Source organism: Nonomuraea sp. NPDC048901 (assembly GCF_040649695.1).
GTDB lineage: Bacteria > Actinomycetota > Actinomycetes > Streptosporangiales > Streptosporangiaceae > Nonomuraea.
In genome coordinates, this window is record NZ_JBEZFW010000004.1 from 30,737 (window position 1) to 53,094 (window position 22,358).

General features: G+C 68.1%; 28 protein-coding genes and 1 pseudogene. 10 read left to right on the forward strand and 19 right to left on the reverse strand.

The annotated features are described in order from the left end of the window. Window positions 1-272 precede the first annotated feature (272 nt). Window positions 273-803 carry a hypothetical protein gene (locus tag AB0C30_RS14050; protein WP_357943168.1) on the forward strand — a complete coding sequence of 177 codons (531 nt, stop codon included), beginning with the start codon at window positions 273-275 and terminating at the stop codon, window positions 801-803. 55 nt (window positions 804-858) lie between these two features. On the opposite strand, the gene AB0C30_RS14055 is transcribed toward AB0C30_RS14050, so the two are convergent. After that, entirely contained in the window at window positions 859-1,731 is an 873-nt protein-coding gene (locus AB0C30_RS14055; RefSeq protein WP_357943170.1) for a DUF1963 domain-containing protein, read from the reverse strand. Between the two features lie 156 nt (window positions 1,732-1,887). On the opposite strand from AB0C30_RS14055, the pseudogene AB0C30_RS14060 reads away from it, so the two are divergent. After that, window positions 1,888-2,049 (forward strand): annotated as a pseudogene (locus AB0C30_RS14060) (IS1380 family transposase); the annotation flags it as partial. Window positions 2,050-2,204: 155 nt separating this feature from the next. Here the strand turns inward: AB0C30_RS14060 and AB0C30_RS14065 are convergent. The 7 genes from AB0C30_RS14065 to AB0C30_RS14095 form a co-directional block, all read right to left on the reverse strand. Continuing rightward, window positions 2,205-2,672, reverse strand: a complete 468-nt coding sequence (locus AB0C30_RS14065) for a signal peptidase II (protein ID WP_357944564.1) — start codon at window positions 2,670-2,672, stop codon at window positions 2,205-2,207. A 156-nt stretch (window positions 2,673-2,828) separates the two neighbouring features. Continuing rightward, window positions 2,829-3,926, reverse strand: coding sequence for an IS630 family transposase (locus tag AB0C30_RS14070; RefSeq protein ID WP_357943172.1), 1,098 nt, complete (start codon window positions 3,924-3,926; stop codon window positions 2,829-2,831). Between the two features lie 114 nt (window positions 3,927-4,040). Further along, a complete protein-coding gene (locus AB0C30_RS14075; protein ID WP_357943174.1) occupies window positions 4,041-4,466 on the reverse strand; it encodes a DUF3592 domain-containing protein in 426 nt (141 codons plus the stop codon). Between the two features lie 199 nt (window positions 4,467-4,665). Next, complete coding sequence (locus tag AB0C30_RS14080) at window positions 4,666-5,334, reverse strand: DUF2993 domain-containing protein (RefSeq protein WP_357943176.1); 669 nt, start codon at window positions 5,332-5,334, stop codon at window positions 4,666-4,668. A gap of 54 nt (window positions 5,335-5,388) precedes the next feature. Continuing rightward, on the reverse strand, window positions 5,389-6,255 hold the full coding sequence (locus AB0C30_RS14085) for a hypothetical protein (RefSeq protein ID WP_357943178.1): 867 nt from the start codon (window positions 6,253-6,255) through the stop codon (window positions 5,389-5,391). Then, window positions 6,252-6,593 carry a helix-turn-helix transcriptional regulator gene (locus tag AB0C30_RS14090; RefSeq protein WP_357943180.1) on the reverse strand — a complete coding sequence of 114 codons (342 nt, stop codon included), beginning with the start codon at window positions 6,591-6,593 and terminating at the stop codon, window positions 6,252-6,254. Before AB0C30_RS14090 ends, AB0C30_RS14085 begins: the two co-directional genes overlap by 4 nt. Before the next feature lie 39 nt (window positions 6,594-6,632). Further along, the gene (locus AB0C30_RS14095) at window positions 6,633-7,010 is read right to left on the reverse strand and encodes a hypothetical protein (RefSeq protein ID WP_357943182.1); all 378 of its coding nucleotides are present in this window, start codon (window positions 7,008-7,010) and stop codon (window positions 6,633-6,635) included. 9 nt (window positions 7,011-7,019) lie between these two features. On the opposite strand from AB0C30_RS14095, the gene AB0C30_RS14100 reads away from it, so the two are divergent. Further along, complete coding sequence (locus AB0C30_RS14100) at window positions 7,020-7,214, forward strand: hypothetical protein (protein WP_357943184.1); 195 nt, start codon at window positions 7,020-7,022, stop codon at window positions 7,212-7,214. A gap of 234 nt (window positions 7,215-7,448) precedes the next feature. Here the strand turns inward: AB0C30_RS14100 and AB0C30_RS14105 are convergent, their stop codons facing one another. Together AB0C30_RS14105 and AB0C30_RS14110 are read right to left on the reverse strand one after the other, a co-directional pair. Beyond that, window positions 7,449-8,087: a response regulator transcription factor gene (locus AB0C30_RS14105; RefSeq protein WP_357943186.1), complete on the reverse strand. Its 639-nt coding sequence runs from the start codon at window positions 8,085-8,087 to the stop codon at window positions 7,449-7,451. Beyond that, window positions 8,084-10,069 (reverse strand): histidine kinase, encoded by a 1,986-nt coding sequence (locus tag AB0C30_RS14110; RefSeq protein ID WP_357943188.1) that lies wholly within the window; start codon window positions 10,067-10,069, stop codon window positions 8,084-8,086. The genes AB0C30_RS14105 and AB0C30_RS14110 overlap by 4 nt, the downstream gene beginning before the upstream one ends. A gap of 166 nt (window positions 10,070-10,235) precedes the next feature. On the opposite strand from AB0C30_RS14110, the gene AB0C30_RS14115 reads away from it, so the two are divergent. After that, window positions 10,236-10,928, forward strand: coding sequence for a hypothetical protein (locus AB0C30_RS14115; RefSeq protein ID WP_357943190.1), 693 nt, complete (start codon window positions 10,236-10,238; stop codon window positions 10,926-10,928). Window positions 10,929-10,958: 30 nt separating this feature from the next. Here AB0C30_RS14115 and AB0C30_RS14120 read toward each other — a convergent pair whose 3' ends face one another. After that, window positions 10,959-11,099, reverse strand: a complete 141-nt coding sequence (locus AB0C30_RS14120; RefSeq protein ID WP_357943192.1) for a hypothetical protein — start codon at window positions 11,097-11,099, stop codon at window positions 10,959-10,961. A gap of 200 nt (window positions 11,100-11,299) precedes the next feature. Between AB0C30_RS14120 and AB0C30_RS14125 the strand changes: the two genes are divergently transcribed. Then, window positions 11,300-11,722, forward strand: a complete 423-nt coding sequence (locus AB0C30_RS14125; RefSeq protein ID WP_357943194.1) for a hypothetical protein — start codon at window positions 11,300-11,302, stop codon at window positions 11,720-11,722. Between the two features lie 28 nt (window positions 11,723-11,750). Here AB0C30_RS14125 and AB0C30_RS14130 read toward each other — a convergent pair whose 3' ends face one another. Then, a complete protein-coding gene (locus AB0C30_RS14130) occupies window positions 11,751-12,629 on the reverse strand; it encodes a hypothetical protein (protein WP_357943196.1) in 879 nt (292 codons plus the stop codon). Window positions 12,630-12,897: 268 nt separating this feature from the next. Between AB0C30_RS14130 and AB0C30_RS14135 the strand changes: the two genes are divergently transcribed. Further along, window positions 12,898-13,815 (forward strand): sulfotransferase domain-containing protein, encoded by a 918-nt coding sequence (locus tag AB0C30_RS14135; protein WP_357943198.1) that lies wholly within the window; start codon window positions 12,898-12,900, stop codon window positions 13,813-13,815. Window positions 13,816-13,999: 184 nt separating this feature from the next. On the opposite strand, the gene AB0C30_RS14140 is transcribed toward AB0C30_RS14135, so the two are convergent. Next, window positions 14,000-14,755, reverse strand: coding sequence for a tyrosine-type recombinase/integrase (locus tag AB0C30_RS14140; protein ID WP_357943200.1), 756 nt, complete (start codon window positions 14,753-14,755; stop codon window positions 14,000-14,002). Window positions 14,756-14,993: 238 nt separating this feature from the next. After that, on the reverse strand, window positions 14,994-15,932 hold the full coding sequence (locus AB0C30_RS14145) for a pyridoxamine 5'-phosphate oxidase family protein (protein ID WP_357943202.1): 939 nt from the start codon (window positions 15,930-15,932) through the stop codon (window positions 14,994-14,996). A 42-nt stretch (window positions 15,933-15,974) separates the two neighbouring features. Between AB0C30_RS14145 and AB0C30_RS14150 the strand changes: the two genes are divergently transcribed. Then, a complete protein-coding gene (locus AB0C30_RS14150) occupies window positions 15,975-16,142 on the forward strand; it encodes a hypothetical protein (RefSeq protein ID WP_357943204.1) in 168 nt (55 codons plus the stop codon). Window positions 16,143-16,315: 173 nt separating this feature from the next. Here AB0C30_RS14150 and AB0C30_RS14155 read toward each other — a convergent pair whose 3' ends face one another. Next, on the reverse strand, window positions 16,316-16,858 hold the full coding sequence (locus AB0C30_RS14155; RefSeq protein WP_357943206.1) for a DinB family protein: 543 nt from the start codon (window positions 16,856-16,858) through the stop codon (window positions 16,316-16,318). A gap of 181 nt (window positions 16,859-17,039) precedes the next feature. On the opposite strand from AB0C30_RS14155, the gene AB0C30_RS14160 reads away from it, so the two are divergent. Next, window positions 17,040-18,437, forward strand: coding sequence for a serine/threonine-protein kinase (locus tag AB0C30_RS14160; RefSeq protein ID WP_357943208.1), 1,398 nt, complete (start codon window positions 17,040-17,042; stop codon window positions 18,435-18,437). A 16-nt stretch (window positions 18,438-18,453) separates the two neighbouring features. Here the strand turns inward: AB0C30_RS14160 and AB0C30_RS14165 are convergent, their stop codons facing one another. Beyond that, on the reverse strand, window positions 18,454-19,158 hold the full coding sequence (locus tag AB0C30_RS14165; protein ID WP_357943210.1) for a TetR family transcriptional regulator: 705 nt from the start codon (window positions 19,156-19,158) through the stop codon (window positions 18,454-18,456). A 138-nt stretch (window positions 19,159-19,296) separates the two neighbouring features. Here AB0C30_RS14165 and AB0C30_RS14170 point away from each other — a divergent pair, with 138 nt between their 5' ends. Then, window positions 19,297-19,653 carry an antibiotic biosynthesis monooxygenase family protein gene (locus tag AB0C30_RS14170; protein WP_357943212.1) on the forward strand — a complete coding sequence of 119 codons (357 nt, stop codon included), beginning with the start codon at window positions 19,297-19,299 and terminating at the stop codon, window positions 19,651-19,653. A 97-nt stretch (window positions 19,654-19,750) separates the two neighbouring features. Next, entirely contained in the window at window positions 19,751-20,212 is a 462-nt protein-coding gene (locus AB0C30_RS14175; RefSeq protein WP_357943214.1) for a hypothetical protein, read from the forward strand. Window positions 20,213-20,294: 82 nt separating this feature from the next. On the opposite strand, the gene AB0C30_RS14180 is transcribed toward AB0C30_RS14175, so the two are convergent. The 3 genes from AB0C30_RS14180 to AB0C30_RS14190 form a co-directional block, all read right to left on the reverse strand. After that, window positions 20,295-21,215 (reverse strand): SDR family NAD(P)-dependent oxidoreductase, encoded by a 921-nt coding sequence (locus tag AB0C30_RS14180; protein ID WP_357943216.1) that lies wholly within the window; start codon window positions 21,213-21,215, stop codon window positions 20,295-20,297. Window positions 21,216-21,264: 49 nt separating this feature from the next. Next, window positions 21,265-21,834 carry a TetR/AcrR family transcriptional regulator gene (locus tag AB0C30_RS14185; RefSeq protein ID WP_357943218.1) on the reverse strand — a complete coding sequence of 190 codons (570 nt, stop codon included), beginning with the start codon at window positions 21,832-21,834 and terminating at the stop codon, window positions 21,265-21,267. Between the two features lie 113 nt (window positions 21,835-21,947). Continuing rightward, entirely contained in the window at window positions 21,948-22,355 is a 408-nt protein-coding gene (locus AB0C30_RS14190) for a DUF4345 domain-containing protein (protein ID WP_357943220.1), read from the reverse strand. Window positions 22,356-22,358: the final 3 nt, after the last annotated feature.

A 22,358-nucleotide genomic window follows, 5' to 3' on the forward strand; every position in this document is an offset into this window, starting at 1 on the left:
CTCGTAAATGGCACCCGCAGCCGTGCATTTCAGGCACGCATTGGGGCTGTCATAGCTGGAATGGTATTGGTAACTGTTGCTGGGCGGCCAACCACCTCCGCATGTGACTGTGAACGACGGACTGGAAGCAGCCGTCGGCTGCTGCGCAAGTACGGGACAGCGTCCAATGCCCGGATACGGTTCCCTTTTGCGGTAGAGCTGATCGAGCTGTGGATCGTCCTGATGCAGGTTCCGACCGACTACCCGTGCCCTCCTTATTCCTCTAGTTCGCCGTGCGGCACGACACGCATGCCCACTTCAGGGGTGGGTTCGGCCCGCTGATCGCCGTCGCGGCGCTGATCGCCATTGGCGAGCGTGCCTACTATCCGGCCTCAGGCAGCTACATCTCCGTGCTGGCGGAGGGCGCGGCCCGGGACCAGTTGTACATGCTCATGGCGACCACCCGGAACGCCGCCCTCGGCCTGGGCGGGCTGCTGCCGGCGGGTGCCGTGTCGCTGGCCGGCGAGACCGGATTCGCCGTCATCGCGTTCACGAACGCGGCCAGCTTCGCCGTGGCGGCCGGTTGCCTGGTCCTGCCGAGGCAGCAGACGGCGGCCGCGCTGGGCATCCGGCAGCCGGGCGGGTACCGGCAGGTGTTCGCGGACCGGCCGTTCATCGGGCTGGTGGCGGCGGAGCAGGCCTTCACCCTGATCCATCTGGTCCTGCCGGTAGCCATACCGGTTTACGCGGTCCGGTTCTTCGCCCGGCACCTCGGCCGAACGGTCACGGAGGGCGACACGCTTGCCTGGCGGGCCAGCGCTTGATCAACCCGATCCCTCGGGAGGAAACCGCCCCGCGAAAGGACCCGAGATCGCGGTGCTACCAGTCGTCGGGGTTGGCTCGTACCTGGCTCATGTCGCCTGCCCGAAGTGCTTTGGCCGGGGCGACAAACCGCAAAATGCCCCCGTCGCCCCATTCCCACATGTCGGTGCCGGCCAGAGTGAGCAGGTGAGCATAAGGCTCCTCCTGCGACAGCTCCTGCAACAGGTCAACGCCATAGCTGCGGATCGGCGGCCAGCCGAACGCCTGATTGCGTATGCCACCCCACTCGATACCTTGCTCGTCCTCGCAGTACCTCGGCCAGGCGTCCTCGCCGAACTTGTCGACCACCAGCCAGCCGGGATCCACGCGGTAAAGCGATGACCGCTCGATCTCGTCTCCGTAATCGAGGGTGCTGAGCACCGGATCGCAGTCGTAGGACGAAGCCGAGGGCAAAGTGACGGCAGGGTTGGCGTGCATTCGAACGCGGTCGAACCTCGGGGCCGGATCCGGTGCCGGGACTTCGACCGCGTGTTGCGGGTCAGCAGGTACGACCCGGCATACCCGCGGATCGTCATGGCTTCCGGCATCTTTCGGAACCTTCTTGGATCCGGTCCATGGATCCAAGAAGAAGAAATTGAGCAGCGCGGACCCGGTCGACGGGATCTGATCACCGAGCCACGGGCCGAGCGCGCCGACATCGAGCACGGCATACAGGCTGAGCGGCACTCCCGCGTACTCAGGCCACCGTGTGCCCGGCTCCAGCAGCGCCGGGCCGCCCCACCGGCACAGCCCGGTCGCCTCGGCGTCATCATCCGCAGGCTTTAGATCGAACCCGGGCCGCGCCAACGCCGCCAGTTGGCCCCCCACGTGTTCCCCCAGATGTTCAACGCACAGCTCACGCACGCCGGACAGCGCCTCTTCGTACCTCACCCGACCATGAAAGCAGCACAATGCCCCTGACGATCACCAGTTCCGAACGTTTCAGATCAGGGGAAGGCCAAGCCGTCGGCATGCTGGATCTAGTGGCTCGTCTCGCTTCGTTGACCGAGTAATCGACGTGCCGCCCGGCGGCCAGCAGACTATCTCGCCGAGCCGAAGAAGCTCCGCTACCGGCTGCTGCCTGCAGCCGCTCGCATCACCCGGGGCGGTCGCCGCTTCCATCTGCGCATCTCCGCAACCTGGCCCTGGCGAAACGAGCTGACCAGCGCATTCGTAGGCCTCACGGCCCTGCCGCGGCCAGCCACCTGAAGCATGACAGCGCCCCTGCCCGCCCACCACCCGAAGAACCCTGGAGAACCCGACCCGCGCGTCGGGCCACGGCCATGCCTGCCGACGAAAAGCAACCGAACCACCACTGCACACCAGCTCAGACCGGCTCAGCCACTCGAAGCGAAACAGGGAGGCTAGGCGGATTGTTCGCCCGGCACCTTAGCGAGTTGCACACCACGCAGGCTGAGCAGCACCAACCCAGCGCACCCGCAGACGAGCGCGATGTCGGCGACGTTACCCACGAACGGGCCGTAGTCGATGAAGTCCACAACATGCCCGCGGCCCAGGCCGGGCTCGCGGAAGAGTCGGTCGCCCAGGTGGGATACCGCACCGCCGAGCAGCACGCCCAGCACGAGCGCCCAGCCCGCCGAGGCCAGTCGGCGTGCGGTGTAGAGAATGCCGACCACTGCCGCTGCCGTTGCCAGGGTGAACACCCATGTCGCCTCGATGCCTATGGAGAACGCGGCGCCAGGGTTGTACAGCAGCCGGAAGTAGATCAGAGGCGGGATCACGGCGACGCGCTCGCTGTCGGACAGCGCGGAGACCGCCCACAGTTTGGTGAGCTGGTCCGCGAGCAGGACTACCGCCGCCAGTATGAGCATCACGCCGTACAGTCGGCTTGAACCCCGCGCCAACCGCATCATCATGGCCTCCGTGCGTAGCGATATCCGAACCAAGATTCCCTGAGACTATCGGCCCCTTCGCCGTGGCAAGGTGCACGTTGCCGCCGTGGGGCAATCGGCTGAGCTCGTGGCTTGTCAGGCAGCCTTGGCCGGGTATTCGGTCCACTGACGGATCGATGACTCGGGCGCGAAGCGGGTCTTCGGCTCGGCCCGGCTGTTCCGCCAGCGGATGTAGGCGGCGATGGCGGCGTTCTGCTCGTCGTGGGTGCGATGATCGGTGCCGTTCAGCGCGAAGTAGCGCAGGGCTGCGAACTCGGATTCGATCCAGTTCAGCCAGGATCCGTAGGTCGGCAGGAAGACCAGCTCGACGTCATTGTCGGCGGCCCAGGCGCGTACCTCGGCGTGCCGGTGCGGGGAGAAGTTGTCGAGCACGATGTAGAGCTTCTCCCCAGGCCAGCGCTCTCGCAGGGCCTTGAGCAGGCCGAGGAACTCGCGCCACCGTTTGCGCTTGCGGATCCGGTAGTAGATCTTGCCGGTGGCCAGGTCGAGGGCGGCGAGCATGTGCATCACCCCGCCGTAACGGTTGTAGGTCGCCCGCAGGCGGCGGGGCCTGCCGGCCGGGCGCCAGGCCTTGCCTTTGCGCGGCTGGAGGTTCAGCGGGCCGAACTCATCGACGGACATCACCCGGCAGTCGGTGGGCGGGGTGTCGTATAAGGCCAGGATCCGGTTCATCTTGGCGATGAAGTCCGGGTCGGTGGAGGCTTTCCAGGTGGTCGTGGTCTGCCAGGAGACCTTGCCCTCGCGCAGGATCCGCCGGAGCGTTTCACGGCTGATGCGGGGGACCACGAGCCGTTCGGTCAGGTGGTCGGCGAGCTTGGCCAGGCTCCAGGTGGCGAAGCCGGTGATGCCCCAGTCGGCGGGGGACGTCCGGGCGATCAGACGGATGTGCTCACGCACCCGCTCACTGATCCCCTTCGGGCGTCCCCCGCTCCATTTTGGGTCCAGGGCGTCGAACCCCCGCTCGTTGAACGCGTGGATCACGTCGCGGACGTAGTCCTCGCTGACCTGCATCAGCGAGGTGATGTCCTTGGCCGTCTGGCCCTGGGCGGACATCAGCACCACGATCGCCCGCCGCAGCCGCACCGGATCCTTCGACGTCCGGCTGACCCGCTGCAGCCTGCGGCCCTCCTCCATGCTGACCGGCCGGCCGAACACACTCGGTCGACGCCCCACGACCACCTCCAAGATCGATCACTGGAGACAGTCTGCTGGCCGCCGGGCGGCACGTCGATTACTCGGTCAACGATGCGAGACGAGCCACTAGCACCGGGCCTTTCGGTCGCCCTCTCAGAAGCCAGAGAAACGAGAGAAAGCAGAGAAGAAGGCCAGGCCGATGACGACCGCGATAAGCCCGATGACGATTCCGCTGTAGCCGCCGCCGCCGACGTCGTCCGCGGGCATGGCGCTGGTCGGGTCCTGCGGGTCGTAGAGCACCTCGGTCTCGTTGCCGATGCCAAGGTCGGAGGTGGTCACTGCCTCGGTGGTGATTTCCCGCCCCTCCACGGTCGTGAAGGTCAGAACTGGCCGCTGCATCGCCCTCAAATGCTCCCCCCGACCCACGAACGTGGTCCGGACGTCGCTGACCACGCCTGGCACCCGCTGCGCCTGCCGGACGAACTGCTTGCCGTCGATGATTCCCTTGATCGACCTTAGAATGATCAATGCCCCAAACGCCACGAACAGCAGCGGGAAGTACGGGAACAGATCTTCCAACGTGGATCTCCTTGGGTCGCCTGCCTCGTAGAACGTCCTAGAGGACCGAAGGTTCCCGTCGTCAGCCGATGAGGAACTCGGCGTCGGCGTAGCGGCGGCTCTAGGTGGTGCGGTCACCCGCACTGACAAGGTCGGCACCCAGCACGGTCACCTGCTGTGCCCGCCCTCTTCACGGACGACAGGGCGAAATGGTGTCATCTCATCCACGAATCGGCACGTCAAACGCCTCGGCGGAAAACTCCAGTCCTTCCGGCACACTTTTGACCCTGGTTAGCTTCACGTCGAAGGGCAGATCCCCCTTGAACGGGATCGGGTAGGAGATCAGCTGTGCGATCTGGTCAGGCACGGGCACGCCCTGGATCTTGTCGGCCTGGAGCCTGATCCTCCCGTCGGCGACCTCGACGCGCATCTCGGCGTTGAACTTCACCTTGTCCGCCCCGATCGTTATCTCCCCCGAGGCCGTGAGCCGTCCCCCGTTGCCGCCGATCTTCACGCCACTCGGCGCGTATTCGTCGATCGTCGCCCTGGTGAGGGTGCCGCTGATGCTCACGCGACCTGCCTGGACATGGGCTTGGTTCTGCAGGACATCAGCGAGGGACGCCGTTACGTCGTACGCGGCGCCCCGCAGGTTCCTGACCGGCACGCCGCCGTAGCTGAAAGTGCCGAGATCGAACCGCACCTCTGGATAGCGCCCCGACACGGCCTGCGTGAGAAACGGGATGCCCTCGATTGACACAGCCGGTGTGCCGGAAAGGCCGGGAGCGGCGGCGATTCTGTTCGCAAGGTCGCGCTCGACGTTCGCTACGGCGACTCGGTCGATGATGAGGAGGACGACGAGCGCGATCAGGAAAACAATCACCTTGCGCATGGGGGACTCGGCATGCGCTGGCGGCCGCGGAAGGTCTTGGCTGCCGTTCCAGCATCACTCATCCGTCGATGACCCGCTTAACGCCGGCGTCCTAGAACGGAAGGCGGCGACCAGAAACCCGGCCGACCCCAGCCCCAACAGCGCGACCCCCCACAACCCAACCATCATGAGCTGGGGGAACATCGCCAGCATGACCGGCGAGAGCATCACCACGCTCCTACGCCCTACCGGAGACTGTGCGGCCACTCCGCAGACCACCGCACACAGCCCGAGCAGGAGCAGTTCGGGCGGCACTCCGACCTCCCGCAGGGCAGCCTCCAGCTGCCACGTCCCGACGACCACCGTCAGAGCCGCCCCGGACCACGCTAGGATCCGCCCGCGCCCCACCAGCGACAGCCCTTGACGCGGCTGCGCCACCCCCGTCAGCACCGCCGCCACAAGCGCGAAAGAGCCAACGATGCCGCCGAGTGCCACCCCCATATCCAAGGAGAAGCCTGTGGCCGACAACATCGCCGCGGCGGCCATGCCCGCGCTGAACAGGAGTGCCCAGATCCACGCGACCGCCGCAGCAGGCCAGCGGCGATTGGTCCAGGCCAGGAAGACGGTCAGGATGCCTATCAGAAGCAGCTCACCGCTGATGCGCAACTGCATCTGGTAGATGAGCAACACTATGGGACCGACCACCGCGACGACACGCATCGCATCCCGCCACTGCGCCATGGACTCCGGCCCGAACGCCCAGCGCGCGCGGATCGCGGCGGCCCCCTTGACGAGGTCGAGGGTGTCACGCGGCTCCGGACGACTCTGCCCTGGCCGCGCCGACTCCATCAGCACACTGAGCATCTCCTCCTCGTGCCGCTCGCGGTGCTCGCGCGGGTACCAGCGGAGAAGGCTGCGGTAACGCCGTTCGAGGTCGCTCACGCGACACCTCCGGCGGGGCGCGTGTGCAGCCGGGCGGCGGCGGTCCTGGCGTTGCGCCGCAGCCGTTCGACCTCGGCGGCCAGACGGGCGCTGCCCTCGTCGGTGAGCCGGTAGTAGCGCCGCAACCGCCCGCCGACGATCTCCTCCCGGTCCTCCGCGATCAGGCCTTCGGACTGGAGCCGGTCCAGGGCGGCGTACAGAGTGCCGGCCCGCAACCGGACCTCACTCTCGGAGATGCGCTCCACATCGCTGATGATGCCGTAGCCGTGCTGGGGCTCGGTGGCCAGCGCGGTGAGTATGAGGAACGAAGGCTCCTGCAAAGGGCGTAACTTGGACACAGGATCTTTATATACCGATAGTCGGTATATTGGAAGGGCCTAGAAGTCGACTCCGTCGTCGACCACGCGGGGCTGCGCACTGCCGCCGATGACCTGCACGCGCCATGCGGAGAGGCCGGTGCGCGAGTCGGGTGCGAGGGCCGGGGTCTGGAGGGTGCGGTCCCGGGATGGTCGGCCCTGATAAAGAGCACTCTTCGGTCTGGCGATGGGCGGACGCAGGAGGCTGGGGCCGACGAAAGGCGCGGATTTGCCGGGCGGGGCAGGATGTGTGCTGTGAAAGTCGAGCGAGCCGGTGCGGGTCGGTTTCGCGATCCCGGTGTCCGTCTGTGGCATTTCGCCAGGGAGATTCTGGTTCGGTGTCCGCGGTGTGATGAGCGTGCGTTGGTGGCTGTACATCCTGATCATCGCGATGGCCACGCGTACGCGATGGGCTGGTTGACGGCGCCACATCGGCTGACCTGTCTCGGGCGTGGTCATGTCGCCGAATGGGTGCCGGGGCGGGTGTTGTGGGCGTACAACGTGCCGCATTTGGAGCTGCTGGAGGAGTATGTGGCGGCGGCGCAGCGGGAGCGGCCCAGGCCGGCGGGGTCGCAGACGTTGCTGGAGCGGGTGCCCGTGTGAATGAAGGCGGCTGGTAACCGGGCCGAGGTGCTCGCCGCGATCCGAGCGCTGCGTGACGGGGCGTAGGCGCGCTCTCGTCCAAGTCGGGGGAGCAAGGATCGGCCCTGCCGCTGGCTATAGCAGGCGGTATCTGCTCAACCCACAGGCTGGTTCCAGAGTGTTGACCAACGACACTGGTATGCGCTGCGCGCCCTTCATATGAAGCTGAAAAGCACGTTCGGGAGAAGACGTCCGTCAGGGGCGGCCGAGGCCGGCGTCGCGGGCGCGGATGATGGCTTCGGCGCGGTCGGCCACCTGGAGCTTGGTGAAGATGCTGGAGATGTGGTTGGCGACCGTTTTCGGAGCGATGACCAGGTGGCGGGCGATCTGGCCATTGGGACGGCCGGCGGCGATGAGATCGAGGATCTCCCGCTCGCGGCCGGTGAGCTCCGGAAAGGGGTCCTGGACGGCCGGCGGGGCGGCGAAGAAGCCCAGTACCCGGCGGGCCACGCCGGGGCCGAAGATGGCCTGGCCGGCGGCGACGGCGTGGATGGCGCGGGCGATCTCGTCCTGCTGGGCGCCCTTGAGCAGATAGCCGCGGGCACCGGCACGCATCGCGGAGAACACCGAGTCGTCGTCCTCGTACATGGTGAGCATGAGCACCGCGACCTCGGGCGCCGCGCGGGCGATCTGGCGGGTGGCCTCGATGCCGTCCAGACGTGGCATCTGGATGTCCATGACCAGGACGTCGGGCTTGTGCGTCACCGCCTCGCGTACGGCGGCGTGGCCGTCGGCCGCCTCCGCCACGACGGTCAGGCCGCTGATGGAGTCCAGTAGCGCGCGCAGGCCGCTGCGCACCACTGGGTGGTCGTCGGCCAGCACAATTCTGATCATGTCGCCGCCAAGGGTAGCGTGGCCGTCACCCGGCCGCCGGTGGGCTCGGGGCCCGCGCTGCAGGTGCCGCCCAGTTCGGCGGCGCGCTCGCGCATCGATCGCATGCCGACTCCCGGCCGCCACGCGCCGGATCCACCTCCGTCGTCGGCCACCTCAACGTGCAGGTGATGGGCGGCCGGCTGTCCGTCAGCGTGGATCCGTATACGTACTCGGCCGGCGCTGGAGTGCCGGACCGCGTTGGTGAGGGCCTCCACCGCGATCCGGTACGCCGCCGCCTCCACAGCCGCGGGCAGGGCGGGAAGGCCGGTGGCCTCGACGCCTACCGTCAAGCCGGGGCGTTCGAGCTGGGCGGCGCGTTGCCGGATCGCGCCGGCCAGGCCGAGGTCGTCCAGGGCCGGCGGCCGGAGGTCGTAGACGAGCCGCCGGATGTCGTCAATGGCCTGAGCGGTTTCGGCGCGAAGTTCGGTCAGGAGCGCCTGGGCGCGGCCGGGGTCGGTGGCCAGGAGGTTGCTCGCGGCGTCGGCCTTGAACGTCACGCCGGTCAGCACCGGGCCCAGGCCGTCGTGCAGATCGCGGCGCAGGCGCCGCCGTTCCTCCTCGCGGGCCACCACCAGGGCCTCGCGGGAACGCTGCAGCTGCTCGGAGAGGGCGACCGCGTGCACCGCCACCGACAGCGGCGCCGCCAGCAGTTCCAGGACCGCCCGGTCCGGGCCGCCGAGGCGTTTCTCACCGGCACGCAGGCCGATGACCACCTCACCCACCCGTACCCCGCCGTAGGTGAGCGGGATCGTGTGCAGCAGTTCAGGCGGTGCGCCGCAGGCCGCCACCTCGGTGTCATCGGTGCGGAGGGCGGCGAACGGCAGGCGCAGCGCCTCCCGTACGGCCTCCAGCACTCCGGGAAGACCGGTGTCCAGCCGCGCCCCGACCCGTGACACCGCCCGTACGGGATCGGCGCGGTCCCCGTACACGATCCGGTCCACGATGCGCTGGAGGCGTACGCGCACCGGGTTGAACCCCACGGCGATCAGCACGGTGACCGCCGCCGAGCTGCCCAGCCCGGCCTCACGCCGCATCACGCTGTCGAGCAGAGCCACCAGGCCGACGTACGAGGCGACGACGACGGCCGTGAGCAGCGCGTACAGCACCGTTCTCGAGAGCACCAGCCGGATGTCGAGCAGCTGGTGGCGCAGGATCGCCACGGTCATCGCGGCGGGAATGAGCGGGATCGCGAGCAGGACGTAGACCGGCGCGTTCTGCAGAACCCCCCACGGCACCAGCACGATCAGGACGAGCAGTACCGCCTGCATCAGCCACAGCAGCTGACGGCGCCGCCGCTCGTCTCCGCGCCGGTAGCGCACCACCAGCGCCACCAGGCCTACCGCTATGGCGGCCAGGCCGCGCACCTCTACCACCGTCCACAGCGGGTCAAGGTCAGCGTGGATGATCAGGTAACCGGGAATTCCGGCGACGACGGGATCCGGGCTGGTACCCATCTCCAGTACGAACAGCGGTGAGGTCACCACGGTGGCCCACATCAGCCGCCGAAAGACGGGACGGCCATCGGGGAAGAGCTGCAGGATCAGCGGCAGGCACAACCCGATCGACCACGGCCACGCCCACGCCGCGACGGTGACGAGCGTGCGAATCAGCCCGCCGGGCCAGCCGTCGCGCACACCGGCCTCGGCCAAAGGGACGATCGCGGCCGTCGTCGCATGCCCGATCCCGGCGGCCAGCAACAGCCAGCCGACCGGGTTGCGAGGCCGGTGCCAGGCCACCAGGACACCGCCGATCGGAAACGACAGGCCCATCGCCGCGTTGGTCACGACGAAGTGGTCCCACGCCTCGATCCAGGTCATCCCGGCCACCGCACTGCCGATCACGGCGACGGCGACCTCGGCAACGGCGATGCCGAAGAGCCCGGCGGCCAGTACGGCCGGCCACCGTGCCTGCGCCGGCGAGGCGGCGGAATCACCCGGTGTCATGAGCACATGATGAGGTGCACAGGCCTGTCTGTCGTGGGTGTGTGCTCCTGGTACGGCCGGGAAATCCTCCGGGCCTCTCGGCGGCCCTGGCCCATGCGCCTGGGAACGGCGAAGGCGGACGCTTCTGGCATCTGTCCTCCACCCCTACGATCTCGGAGGCTCTTGCATGACCACCGCCATGCCCACGACCACGCGCGAGGCCGTCCCGCCGCTGCGTGCCGCGCTCGCGCTGCTCATCCCGGTCGGCCCGCTGGCCGTCGCGATCTTGCGGGCCATCCTGCCGTACTCTACGACCGACGACTCAGCCGGGCTCGTCGGCAAGGTCGCCGCCCACCAGGACGCCCAGAGCGTGGTGCTGTGGCTCGCCTTCGCCGCCACCCTGACGCTGGTGCCGGGGACGATCGCGATCGGCCTGCTCGCGGTCCGGCGCGCCCCCCGGCTGGGGACGGCCGGGATGGTGCTGTCCGTCGCCGGCTTCTCCTCGCTGTACGCCGTTGGGGTCAGCGACCACGTCGCGCTGTCAGCGGTCCGCGATGGTCTCGACCTCGGTTCGACCGCCCGGCTCCTCGACGACGTGCAAGCTCTGCCCGCCGTCTCAGCGGCCACCATGGTGTTCGTTCTCGGCCACATCCTCGGCGTGGTGCTGCTCGGGGCCGCGCTGTGGCGAGGCGGAATTGTTCCCGCCTGGGCCGGGATGGCGTTGATCGTCTCCCAGCCCTTGCACGTTGTGTTCGCCGCCGTCGTACCGAACGCCGCGCTCGACGGGCTGGCCTGGGGGCTGACCGCGATGGGCTTCGCGGCCGCGGCGTTCGCCTTCGCTACAGGCCGCTGCCAGCCCTGGGCAGGGCCGCGACCGTAAGGAATTTGCGTCGACCGGCGGCGGCGATTCTCAGTCCTCGTCGAACACGCGGGGCGCACTGCCGCCGATGATCTGCACGCGCCATGCGGGGACACCGGTTCGCGAGTCGGACGGCAGCCACTGCTCGAGTAGACGCGCGGTCGTTGTGAGCAGGTGTTCCTCGATGGCCATGTTCGGTACTTTCTGGTCGGTCCATGGCATTTCGCAGGAGGGCGATCACCCTAGCGATCAAGCAGCGGGGCAGGATGTGTGCTGTGGAAGTCGAGGGAGCCGGTGCGGGTCGGTTTCGGGATCCCGGTGTCCGTCTGTGGCATTTCGCCAAGGAGATTCTGGTTCGGTGTCCGGGGTGTGACGGGCGTGCGTTGGTGGCCGTGCATCCTGATCATCGTGATGGGCACGCGTACGCGGTGGGCTGGTTGACGGCGCCGCATCGGCTGACCTGTCTTGGCTGTGGGCACGTCGCCGAGTGGGTGCCGCGGCGGTGGAGTAGTGGTGCTGGGGATGCGTACTTCAGCGGTCGTGGCACGCTCGTGGTGCCGATGTTCGGCGGGCCGGATGACCCGTACTTCGGGCTGCCGTTGTGGTTGCGGCGGGCTTGTTGCGGGCGGGTGTTGTGGGCGTACAACGTGCCGCATTTGGAGCTGCTGGAGGAGTACGTGGCTGCGTTTCAGCGGGAGCGGCCCAGGCCTGCGGGGTCGCAGACGTTGCTGGAGCGGTTGCCCGAGTGGATGAAGGCGGCCGGTAACCGGGCCGAGGTGCTCGCCGCGATCCGAGCGCTGCGTGACGGGGCGTAGCCGCAGGGCCGCTCGGTGTCTCTCGCCGCTACCGGGTGTCGGTGAGGCGGAAGACGCCCAGCATGTCGGAGTAGCGCGGATCGCTGCCCGAAGGGTAGAAGGACGCCTCGGCGCCCACCCAGCCGTGGAAGCCGCCGTCGTCGTCGACGATCTGTAGCAGCGGCTTGACGTGGGAGTTGCCGGTGTAGCAGAACTCGCCGCGCTCCCTGGCCAGGCACGTGCACCAGTGCCAGAGCGTGTCGCGCCGGTCGTTGCTGGAGACCTTGACCAGGTAGTACTGGATCGAGCTGTCATTGGTGGCCGTGCCGCCGCCGTAGTTGGGGCAGCCGCCGCTCGCCTGGCACGCGGTCGCCGACGACGGCTGGGCGTACGTCAGGCACCAGGTCGTCGTCGTGCACGTGCGATAGGCCGTGTTGTTGAACACCTGCCCGGTCGAGGTGGTCACGTTCTCCTTCGTCCAGGACGCGAGATCCTGCTTGAGCGTCCCGGGGAAGGCTTGCACGGTGCTCATCGCCCGGCGCGTGGACAGCGCCGCGTTGCTGCCGTAGCCGTAGGCGTGGGTGGCGAGGGTGTTGTACTTGCTTTCCAGCGTGCCGTCGCTGTTGGGTCGCAGGTACCACTGTTCGGACCAGGTCTGGGCGATGTTCCACGTGATGTTCAGGACGTCGTCGGCGACGCTGAAGGTCCCGGTGCGCGATTCGGGCGGGGAGTCCATGAACCCGCCCGCCGTCAGTACCTCGCAGTGGCGGGCGCGGGAGTGGCCGACCGCGCCGCTGACGGTCGAGCAGCTATCGAGGTCGGGTGTGGTGCCTGTGCCCTCGCGGGCGGCGGGCGTGGTCTGCCACCACAGGTACGTGCGCGCCGTGACGGTGCCGTCGGTCGCGAACTGGTACGTGCCCAGACGCACCCATACCGAGCTGCCCGGTGGCGGCAACGCGATTACCTAGCGTGATTGGCGTCCAAGGTAGACGCGCGCGTAGCCGCCGTTCGGCGCTCATCCTCTGGCCTTCATGATGCCCTCGCGGAGTGTTCGAGATCGGACATTATGGGCGGGTGCTGCGCTATGTACTGTTGCGCGACGCCCTTCGGAACCTCAGTCCTGAGCCCTCGGCAGGATGTCGTGCGGTGAATCATCTGGGCCTCACGGGATCGGATCCGCTGCAAGGATGACGGCCGTGCGCCGCTACGAGACGAGTATGTACGACAGCAACCGCTGGGACGGCTTCGAGCTCCGCCCCGGCGACATCATCATCAGCACCCCGCCAAAATGCGGGACGACGTGGACGCAGATGATCTGCGCCCTGCTCATACTGCAGGAACCGGAGCTCCCGCTCCCGTTGGACACGCTCTCGCCGTGGATCGACATGGTGACTCGCGCCCGCACAGACGTGTTCGCGGACCTGGAAGCCCAGACGCACCGCCGGTTCATCAAGACCCACACGCCGCTCGACGGGATACCCAACGATCCGACGGTCACGTACGTCTGCGTCGGGCGGGACCCGCGCGACGTGGGGCTGTCGATCGACCACCATATCGACAACACCGACATCGGCGCGTTCCTCCGCCAACGCAAACGGGCGGCCGCGATCGACGGTATCGAGCTCGGACCATTGCGGCCACCGCGGCCGCGCCCCGACGGCGAGCGGGACCGCTTCTGGCAGTGGGTCGACGACGAGACGCCATCGACGCAGGTCGGGTCGTCGCTGCGGCGCACTGTAGAGCACCTGCAGACGTTCCGGGACGCCGCCGACGATCTCGACGTCATGTACTTGCACTACGACGACCTAAAGGCCGACCTGGAGGGGCAGATGCGGCAGATGGCCGCGCGCCTCGGCATCGACGTCGACGAGCACCGATGGCCCCGCCTGGTCCAGGCGGCGACGTTCGAGTCGATGCGCAGCAGGGCCGACACGACCGTCCCCGCCGGCGGTCCGGAGCACTGGATCGATCCCGCCGCGTTCTTCAGCCGCGGCACGAGCGGCCAGTGGCGCGACCTCCTCGACGACGCCGACCTCGCCCGGTACGCCGCGCGCGTGCGGGCGCTCGCGTCCGACGATCTCGTCGAGTGGGTGCATCGCGAGCCGATCGACTGAGATCCCCGTCCGGCGGTATACCCGCACTACCCAAAGCTGATCGTCAGCGCCGCCCGCCGCCCATAACTGCCGATCCGCGCTCGGGACCAACATCAGGGGTCTGCGCCTCAACCGACGCCGGATTCGGCGATCGGGGCAGTGTGGCAGCGCGTCGGCTAGCGAATCTGGTCACACTCTGTGATGGTCATAGCGCCTTCTTCCTTGCCGCCGGCGGCCAGATCCGGATGGCCGCCGACACTGCGCCGCCGCCCCGCCCCTCCTCGGTGCGAATGACCTCGGGCCGGTGAGTGCGGTCAGCTCTCACGAACAACGGACCCGACTCCAGGCCCAAGATCGCGGTCGAAACTGGCGAGCAAACGCGGTCCGTTGTCGCGAACATAATCAGCCAGACGATGACGTCGACGGCGCCGCCCTTGCGCCGCACCCGGGCGCGGCGGTTGCGCAGGTCGAGGTCGGTGACGTCGAGGGCCAGGACCTCCTCGACGCGGGCGGCCGTCTCATACAGCATCCGGAACAGGGTGCGCTCGCGCAGGGCCAGGTTCTGCCGGGTCAGCACGGCTTCGATCTGGGCGCGGTCGAGGGCCCTGGTGCGGTCCGGGGTGCGGGCGCGGCGGATGCGGCGCAGTGGGTCGCCGGTCAGCCAGTCCTGGTCGTGCCACCAGTCGCGCGCGGAGCCGAGCGCGTCGCGGCGGGCGTTGAAGGTGGCCGCGGCCGCCGTCCCCCAGCGGGCGGTGAACCAGGCGGCGAAGCGGTCGGCGCCGGCCTCGCCCTCCAGGTCCGTCAGCGGCGCGTCAGCGCCGTGCTCGGCGGCCAGGGCGCGCAGGGCGATCGCGTACGCCTTGGCGGTGTTGCGGTTGGCGATAGTGGCCAGGAACGCCTCGATGGCCGCGCCGAGCTCCGGCGTCTCCGGTCGCGGACTCAGCCGGCGGACCGTCCCCATCGCACCCCTCCGAACCGCTGTCGCAGATAAGCACCCCGAGTCGCCCGCTCCGGCGCGCGAGTGTGCCGGGCGGCGCCCGAGGTCGGCCGCGCCTCTGCCAGCGGCCGGAAGCGCGCTATCGCAGATAAGGGCTCACTATCTGCGATAACCCGTCATGTCCCGTGATCATGGCCCTATGGCTGTATGCGGGCGGCCTAGCAGCAAGCACCTGTTGCGCTACTCCGCCCCCAAGCTCGCGTTATGCGTCGTTTTCGGGTGTGGCGAGTGTCTGGAACTGGTCCCACAGAACCCGGGGCCGGGCCAGGCCGCGGCGCTTCAGGTAGCGGGCCGTGGAGCGGCGGGCGGCGCGCAGGGTGCGGAACGCGTCGCTGATGCGGCCGGATCCGGCCGGTTCGACCACTTTCCGCGGGACCATCGTCCAGCGGTCGCCGTCGGCGCGAAGTTCGCCGCGGATCAGTGCGTTGTGCATGGCGTTGAGCTGGTCGTCGTGCCGGTGTACGAGCAGGCTGGCCTCGCCTGGCACGATGCCGTCGGTGGCCTCCATCGCGATGGCGAAGCCGTCGGTGGTGGCCCGTGGCCGGGTGCGTACCAGCAGTGGGGCTCCGGAGGCGTCCCGGGCGCCGAGGACCGCGCTCGGGAAGCGGGCGATCAGGTCAGCGCCGGGCAGGTCGGTGGCGGCTGGTGTCGCGGGCGCGGGCTGTTCGGCGGCGGTCAACTTGGCGAGTGGTGGCCGTACCTCGACTTGGGTGGGTGTCACGGTGATGAAGAGCCGCAGGTAGTACCAGTCCATGAGCCACCGGCCGGGGGCGCGGAGGTAGTTTCGGCTGTGCGGCTGCCGTTCGAAGAGCATGCGCCAGTAATCCGCCGCCTCGTCCGGCCCGGTCCTGATCTCATCGGGACAGGTCGCGGTCCCGCTGACGAAGACCTGTGGCGTGTCGATGCGGCCGCTGCCGGTGGGGTCGGAGAAGAGCAGTGCGACGCGCCCGTCCCGGCGGACGTTGAGCGCCTTCTGCGCGAAGGCCAGGCTGGTGGTGACGAGCAGCGTTCCATCTGGCTGGCGCCAGGCCGCAGTGGGCCAGGTCAGCGGAGTGCCGTCAGCCCCGAGAGTGACGAACTCGCAGGTCCGGTAGGCATCGATGATGGCGCCGATCTCGAGGTCGATCGGTGTCGTGGTCACAGAGCAGCTCCTGATGGGAGGTGGTGGCGTAAGCGCATGGGCATGATCACTTCGTCATACGGCAAGGGACAATGGGGAAAGGGTTTCATCGATGGCGTGGTGCTGAAGTTCCGCGCGGAGTCGCCGGTCGGTACGGCGTGGACAAGCCGCGGCATGAGGGCGGCCTCCCGGCGGAACACCCGATGGACGATGACCATCTCGTGGGTGTAGGGGCGGTCGACCGCGACCGACGGCATGGTGGTGCTCCCGGTGTTATCGGCGCTGGGGCAACTGGTCTCTCCGTGGTTGGGGGCGTGAGCTGTTCCCTGGCCGCAAGACAGGCCAAGGAGAAAGAGCAAATACGCGAGCGGCAGCATCTGGAAAAGCAGCAGGCGGCGACGCTGTCAGAGCCCTACTGCTCCATCGATCTGTTCCCGAAGCAAGTCCGCGTGGCCATTGTGCCGCGCGTACTCCTCCACCATGTGCATGAGCACCCAGCGCAGTGACACAGGTCCTTCTCCGGGTTCATCCCCGGCGAGTTCGAGGTCCGGCGCCGCGTCGACGAAACGGTCCGCGAACGCGATCTCCGCCTGCCACGCTTGCCACGCCTCGGCAACCATCTGCGCGTCCGCGTTCGCCACAGTGAATGCACCGTGGGGGGCGAACAGGGGTGGGAGCTCCTGTCCAGCCATCACCCGGCGGAACCAGAAGCGCTCGGACTCGGCCGCGTGCCGCACGAGGCCCAGGAGCGACAGCGCGGATCGGCCTACCGCCCGCTCCGCGAGCCGCTTCGGCTCCAGGCCGGCGCACTTGTGTGCCAGGGTTTCCCGATGCCAGCGCAGGAATGCCACCAACGTCGTACGCTCATCCGCTTGCGATGGCCGTTTGGCGCGGGAATTGCCGTCACTCTGGACGAACGGAGGGCTCGACATCCCGTCATCATTCACCACCGCAGGCTCACGTGCTGCCTACCCGGCGGTCCAGGCTAGGAGAACGGGGCGAGCACGAGCCCTCTTTCCAGCGCACTTCCGACCCCTGCCTGGCACAGCCCCTTTTCCTGCTGAGTAGCCTCCTCCGACACTTAGAACCACCTTCGGTCTGACGAAGCCTGTAATAAGGTCCTGGATCATGCCCGAGCCTCTTTATCCGGATGACCCACCCGCAATCGGCCCATATCGGCTGATTGGCCGCCTGGGAGCCGGCGGACAGGGTGTCGTTTATCTGGGCCAGGCCGGGGACGGGCGGTACGTGGCGGTCAAGGTGCTGCATGAAGCGGTCTCCGACCAGGTACTCGAGCGGTTCGCCAAGGAGGTGGCCGCCGCCCGGCGGGTCGAGCCGTTCTGCGTCGCCCAAGTGCTCGACGCTTCCTTTGAGGGCCGGCGGCCGTACATCGTCACCGAGTTCGTCGAAGGGCTCTCGCTGCAGCAGGCCGGCGTACACCACGGCCCCGCGCTCCACCGGATGGCGGTGTCCACCGCGACGGCGCTCGCCGCCGTTCACCGGGCCGGAATCGTGCACCGCGACTTCAAACCGGCCAACGTGCTGCTCGCCAAGGACGGGCCCCGCGTCATCGATTTCGGCATCGCCCGCGACACCGAGGCATCCCTCACCGTCACCAGCAGCATCGTCGGCACGCCCTCCTACATGGCGCCGGAACAACTCGGCGGCCACTACACCGGACCCGCCACCGACGTGTTCGCCTGGGGTTCGGTGATGGTCTACGCCGCCACCGGCCGCCCGCCCTTCGGCGTCGACCACCTGCCCGCCGTCATCTCCCGCATCCTGTACGCCGCCCCCGACCTCGGTGACATGGCCGAACCCCTGCGCTCCATCGTCACCAGCTGCCTGGCGAAGGAACCGTCCCGCCGCCCCACTATGCAGGACGTGCTGCTCCAGCTGCTGGGGCAGCAGCGCGTACGGCCGATCGCCCCCTCCGACCTGGTCATGGACACCAGACCCACGGTCCGTTCCACGCCGCTGCGCACCGGTTTGCTCGTCGGCGGCACCGCCGTCGTCGTCACCTCCGTCACCGTCACCGTGACACTGCTGCTCGGTCTTCCGGGGGGAGGCCCGAACCAAGCCGCGGACGGCGCCACGAGCTCACCGGTCGCCGAAGCCTCCGAGTCCCAGGGGAAACACAGACAGGCACAGGACCCCTCGACGAGTTCTCCCACGAAGTCTGCGCCTACAAGGTCCCCCACCGAGTCGCCGCCGCCGGCCATTTCGACGCCGGAGGCCATCGTGTTCGGCAGCCTGGTCGCGCAGGGCAGCAAGAACGGAACCTGCTACGAGAGCGGCGTCCGCGTCCGGTTTCGAGGGAGGATCCTCGACGACGCCGAACCGATAGGGCACCGCTGGGTGCTCGACGGCCGTGAGAGCGGCGTGACCACCAGCTTCAGTCCCAAGGGGCCGTTCGAGGCCATCACCCGGGAAGGTTTCTCCGAGCCCGGCACCCACACGGCGACCTTCTGGCTTCTCAGGCCGGGCACGCGTCGCTCCAGGACCATATCGATCAAGGTCTGCTGACGGGCGAACGGCAGGTTCATGGGGGACTTGTCGCGTTGCCCAACCCTGCCAGCCCCGTGTTGATGAGCCGGGCCGCGCTGTGCACGTCGGCGGTGACGGCGTGGCGGACCTGTTCGGGCGTGTGTTCGCCGTTGAGGCTCCGGCGCAACGCCATGAACTGGACACGCCAGAGCCCAAGCAGAGCGGTGGCCGCGATCTGGCACAGCGGATCGTCACTGCCGTGCCCGGTTCGGGCGGCCAGCGCCTCCGCCGCGACCGTGACAAGTTGCTCGGTCATTTCCCGGTGGTACGCGCGCAGTGAAGGCGTGGAAAGGATCAGCGCGTTGAAGTCCTGGATCCTCGTGCTGGCCTGAGCCAGGTCTGGTTGCCCGCCCAGCCAGGACACCAGGGCGTCCAGTTCGCCGGCCAGGATGTCCAGCACCGCGTCGGTGGGGGTTCGGTCGGCTCGTGCCAGCCCGGTGCGCAGCGCGGCCATCGTCGCTTCGGGGAGGTCGAGGATCAGCGCCTCCTTGCTGGGGAAGTAGTTGAAGACGGTCTTCTCGGACACCCCGCACGCCGCGGCGATCTCGGCGACGCGCACCGCGTCGAATCCGCGCTCCAGGAACATCGCGGTGGCGGTGTCGGTCAGCTGCTGGCGCATGAGGCGCTTCTTGCGCTCCCGCAGCCCCTCCACCACGCCGGACCTGTCGGGCGCCTGCCAGTCCACGGTGGGTGCGCTCATGCCCGAACTTTAGTTACTGCGACTGCAATCTTCCAGTCGCCGAAAGTAGCGTCGGCTATGCTCTTGCGGGGATAAGTTCAGTCGCCGTAATCTTTCAGTGCCAGTAGATATTGCGACTGAAGACTTCGGAGTTTTCTCGTGAGTGAACCCCTCGTCCTGATCAACCTCTTCTCGATGCCCGCCGAGATGGTCGACGACTTCGTCGGCGGGTGGGAGGCCAGCATCGCCGCGGCGAAGAACGCCCCAGGCTTCCGCGGCACCCGCCTGCACCGGTCCCTCGACCCCGACGCCCCATATCCCGTGGTCAACATCGCCCGGTGGGACAGCGTCGAGGACTGGCAGGCCGCGTTCGACAAGTACTTCTCCGGCCCGGGCCAGCGCGACGACGCCGGGCAGACGGACGGCGGCTGGGGCGCGGTATCCGCGCACCCGGCGCTGTATTCGGTCGCGCATGTGACGCCGGATCCGATGGCCTCTCCGGATGCGCACTCGTGACGGCGTCGGACGAACTGTTCGCGGAGACTGTGGCGGAGTGGGAACGACTGGCCCCGGACAGCTGCCGCGTCGAACCGCTCACCTCTGACGGTGCGGCATGAGCGATGGCGTGGTGCAGTACGTCGGCCTGTTCCTGCTCGGCGTTCTCGCGGGCGAGGAGCTGATCGTCCGCTACGGCATCCATCCCGTACTGTCCAGCCTGGACGACCGTGCGCATCTGCTTGCGCGGCAAGCCCTCATACGCCGCCTGCGGGTGATGGTGCCGATCGTGATGCTCCCGGCAGCGGCGCTTGCCCTGGTCGGACTGGCCACCGTCACCGGTCCCGGTCTGGCCCTGCGGTGGGCGACCCTGATCGCGATGGTGGTGTTCCTGCTGTTGTCGTTCCTGGGTACGGTGCCGATCAACATCAAGGTCAATGACTGGCGGGTGGATGCTCCACCGGCCGACTGGAAGGCCGTGGTCCACCGTTGGGCGTGGATCGACGTGCTTCGATCGACCGCGGCGACCGCCGCGTTCCTGTTCGCGGTACTCGCCGTCGCGTACGGTACAGCGAGCTGACCGGCCGGGGCGCCGATCGCGGGCCATGCCTGCTCTCCCTCGCCGATGAGCCCGAGGGGCCGGCCCCGCCTGAGGGCTGGCTTCAGGTCGACACCGTCGAGAGCAGAGCGCGCGTCTCTGCGACGACGCGGTCTTGAAACCGCGGATCGCGCACCTGCGTCGAGCCGAGCATTGGCCGGCCCCGCTCGTCGTAGTAGACGCCGGTCTCTCGCGACTCGTTCAGCAGGGCGTTCGTGGTGACCTTCGCGGCCCGCGCCGGAGTGCTCCAGTACTTGATGAACGGGGCGAGCGACCCCAGGACGTACTTCCCGAGCAAGCGCAGGAAGACGTTCGCGTCGCGCGAGAGGCCCGTGGCCGGACTGAAGCCCGGTTCGACGGCGTTGAAACGCAGCCGCGGAGTCTCGCGCGCGAACGCCATCACCGTCGCCAGGTTGCTCTGCTTCGACGTCGCGTAGGCGTCGCTGCCGGGAAGGGTGGAACCACCGGGCTTCCACTCGCCCCGCGCGCTCGCCTCGGCGGAGATGTAGCGACCACCTCGGAACCCGGCGATCACGGCGGGTCTCCGCTCGGGATCTTCGACGCCGGAGCAGAGGAACACCACGTTCGCGCCGTCGGGGAGATGCGGCATGAGCGCCTCGGTCAACACGAACGGGCCGAGGTGGTTCGTGGCGAACGTCGTGTCCCAGCCTTGAGCGTTCTTCGTGGCGCGCATCTCGTGGATGCCCGCGTTGTTGACCAGGCCCGCGAGTGGAAGATCGAGTGCGATGATCTCCGCGGCCGCGCGCCGTACGCTCGTGAGATCCGACAGGTCGCACACGACCGCCACCGCGTGCCGGCCCGCGCGCTCGATCGTCTCCCGCACCTTGTCGAGCTTTCCTTGGTCGCGGCCCACCAGGACGACCGTGCCGTGCTTCGCCAGCTCGAGAGCCGTGTGGTGACCGATGCCCGAGGTCGGGCCGGTGATGATGTACGCCTGGCGCTCGCCTGCACCTGTCTTCGCCATGTACCCTCCTTAATTGTCTGTCTAGTCAGTCATTCGTCTTCAAAAAAAATCAGCAGCCCAACATCCGACATAGGGCGTCGAACCCGACCCTGCGGTGTTCGTCGGCGTTGTCGGGGTCGTTGACCATGAAGTCCATCGTCGCTTCGGCCAGCGAGTTCATGATCGCGCCGGCGAAATCCATCGACGCGTCCCGCATTGGCCCGTGGGCGCGCATCCGTTCGAGAATTCCCGCGACTTCTGCCATCGCCTGTTGAGAGGCGGCACGGGTCTCCTGAGTGATGTCGTCGGAGACGCCCAGCAGGGCGAGAGCCCGCCTCTCGTCGGGGTTCGACGTCGCCCAGCGCGTCCAGTTTGACCACATGCGAGAAAACTGCTCGCGCGGCGGGGCCTCCACCGAAAATCCTTCCAGCGAGGCGTTGGCCATCCCGGTTTTCAGCTCAAGGTAGAGATGGTTGAAGAGCTCGGCCTTTGTCGAGAAGTAGGTGAAAAGCGAGCCGTTCGAGATGCCTGCTTCCCGCGCGATGACCGCCGTCGGCGCGCTGAGGCCCTGCGCGACAATGACGCGAGTCGCCGCTGCCATCAGCGCGTCCCTCTTGTCTTTGCTCTTTGGCCGGGCCATGGCTGAAGCCTATAAATGAGTGGCCAGTCAGTCAAGGGATAGCTGATTGAGCCTAGGCCGCAGGATCGAGGGCGGGATCGGTTCAGGCGTTGGATCACTTGGCGCTCTTGAACCTACGAAGCGGGGGTGTGGGCCCGGTGTGGCGGCACCCGCTCCTCTGCGTCGGCCAGCCAGAAGAAGACCGGCGGCAGGCCGAGCTCGATCACCGCCAGCGCGATCTGGAACCACTGCGGCCAGCCGTACACGGCGAGTGAGAGCAGCCGGCCCAGGCCGCCGAGCAGGAAAACGCCGGCCAGCCACCGCACCGCCCGAGCTGGGATCGGACGCTGTCGCGCGGCCCAGAGCCAGGCCAGCCCGTAGCCGGCGAAGCCGGCCCCCATGAAGCGGCCCCAGCTGTCGATCGTCGGGCCGGCGGAACCGGCGCCGGGGATCGCCGTGTTGCCGAGTGCCACGTGGAACAGGCCGATCGCGACGCAGGCCCAGCCCATCAACTGCGTGAGTATGCGGAGAACTCTGGCCATGAT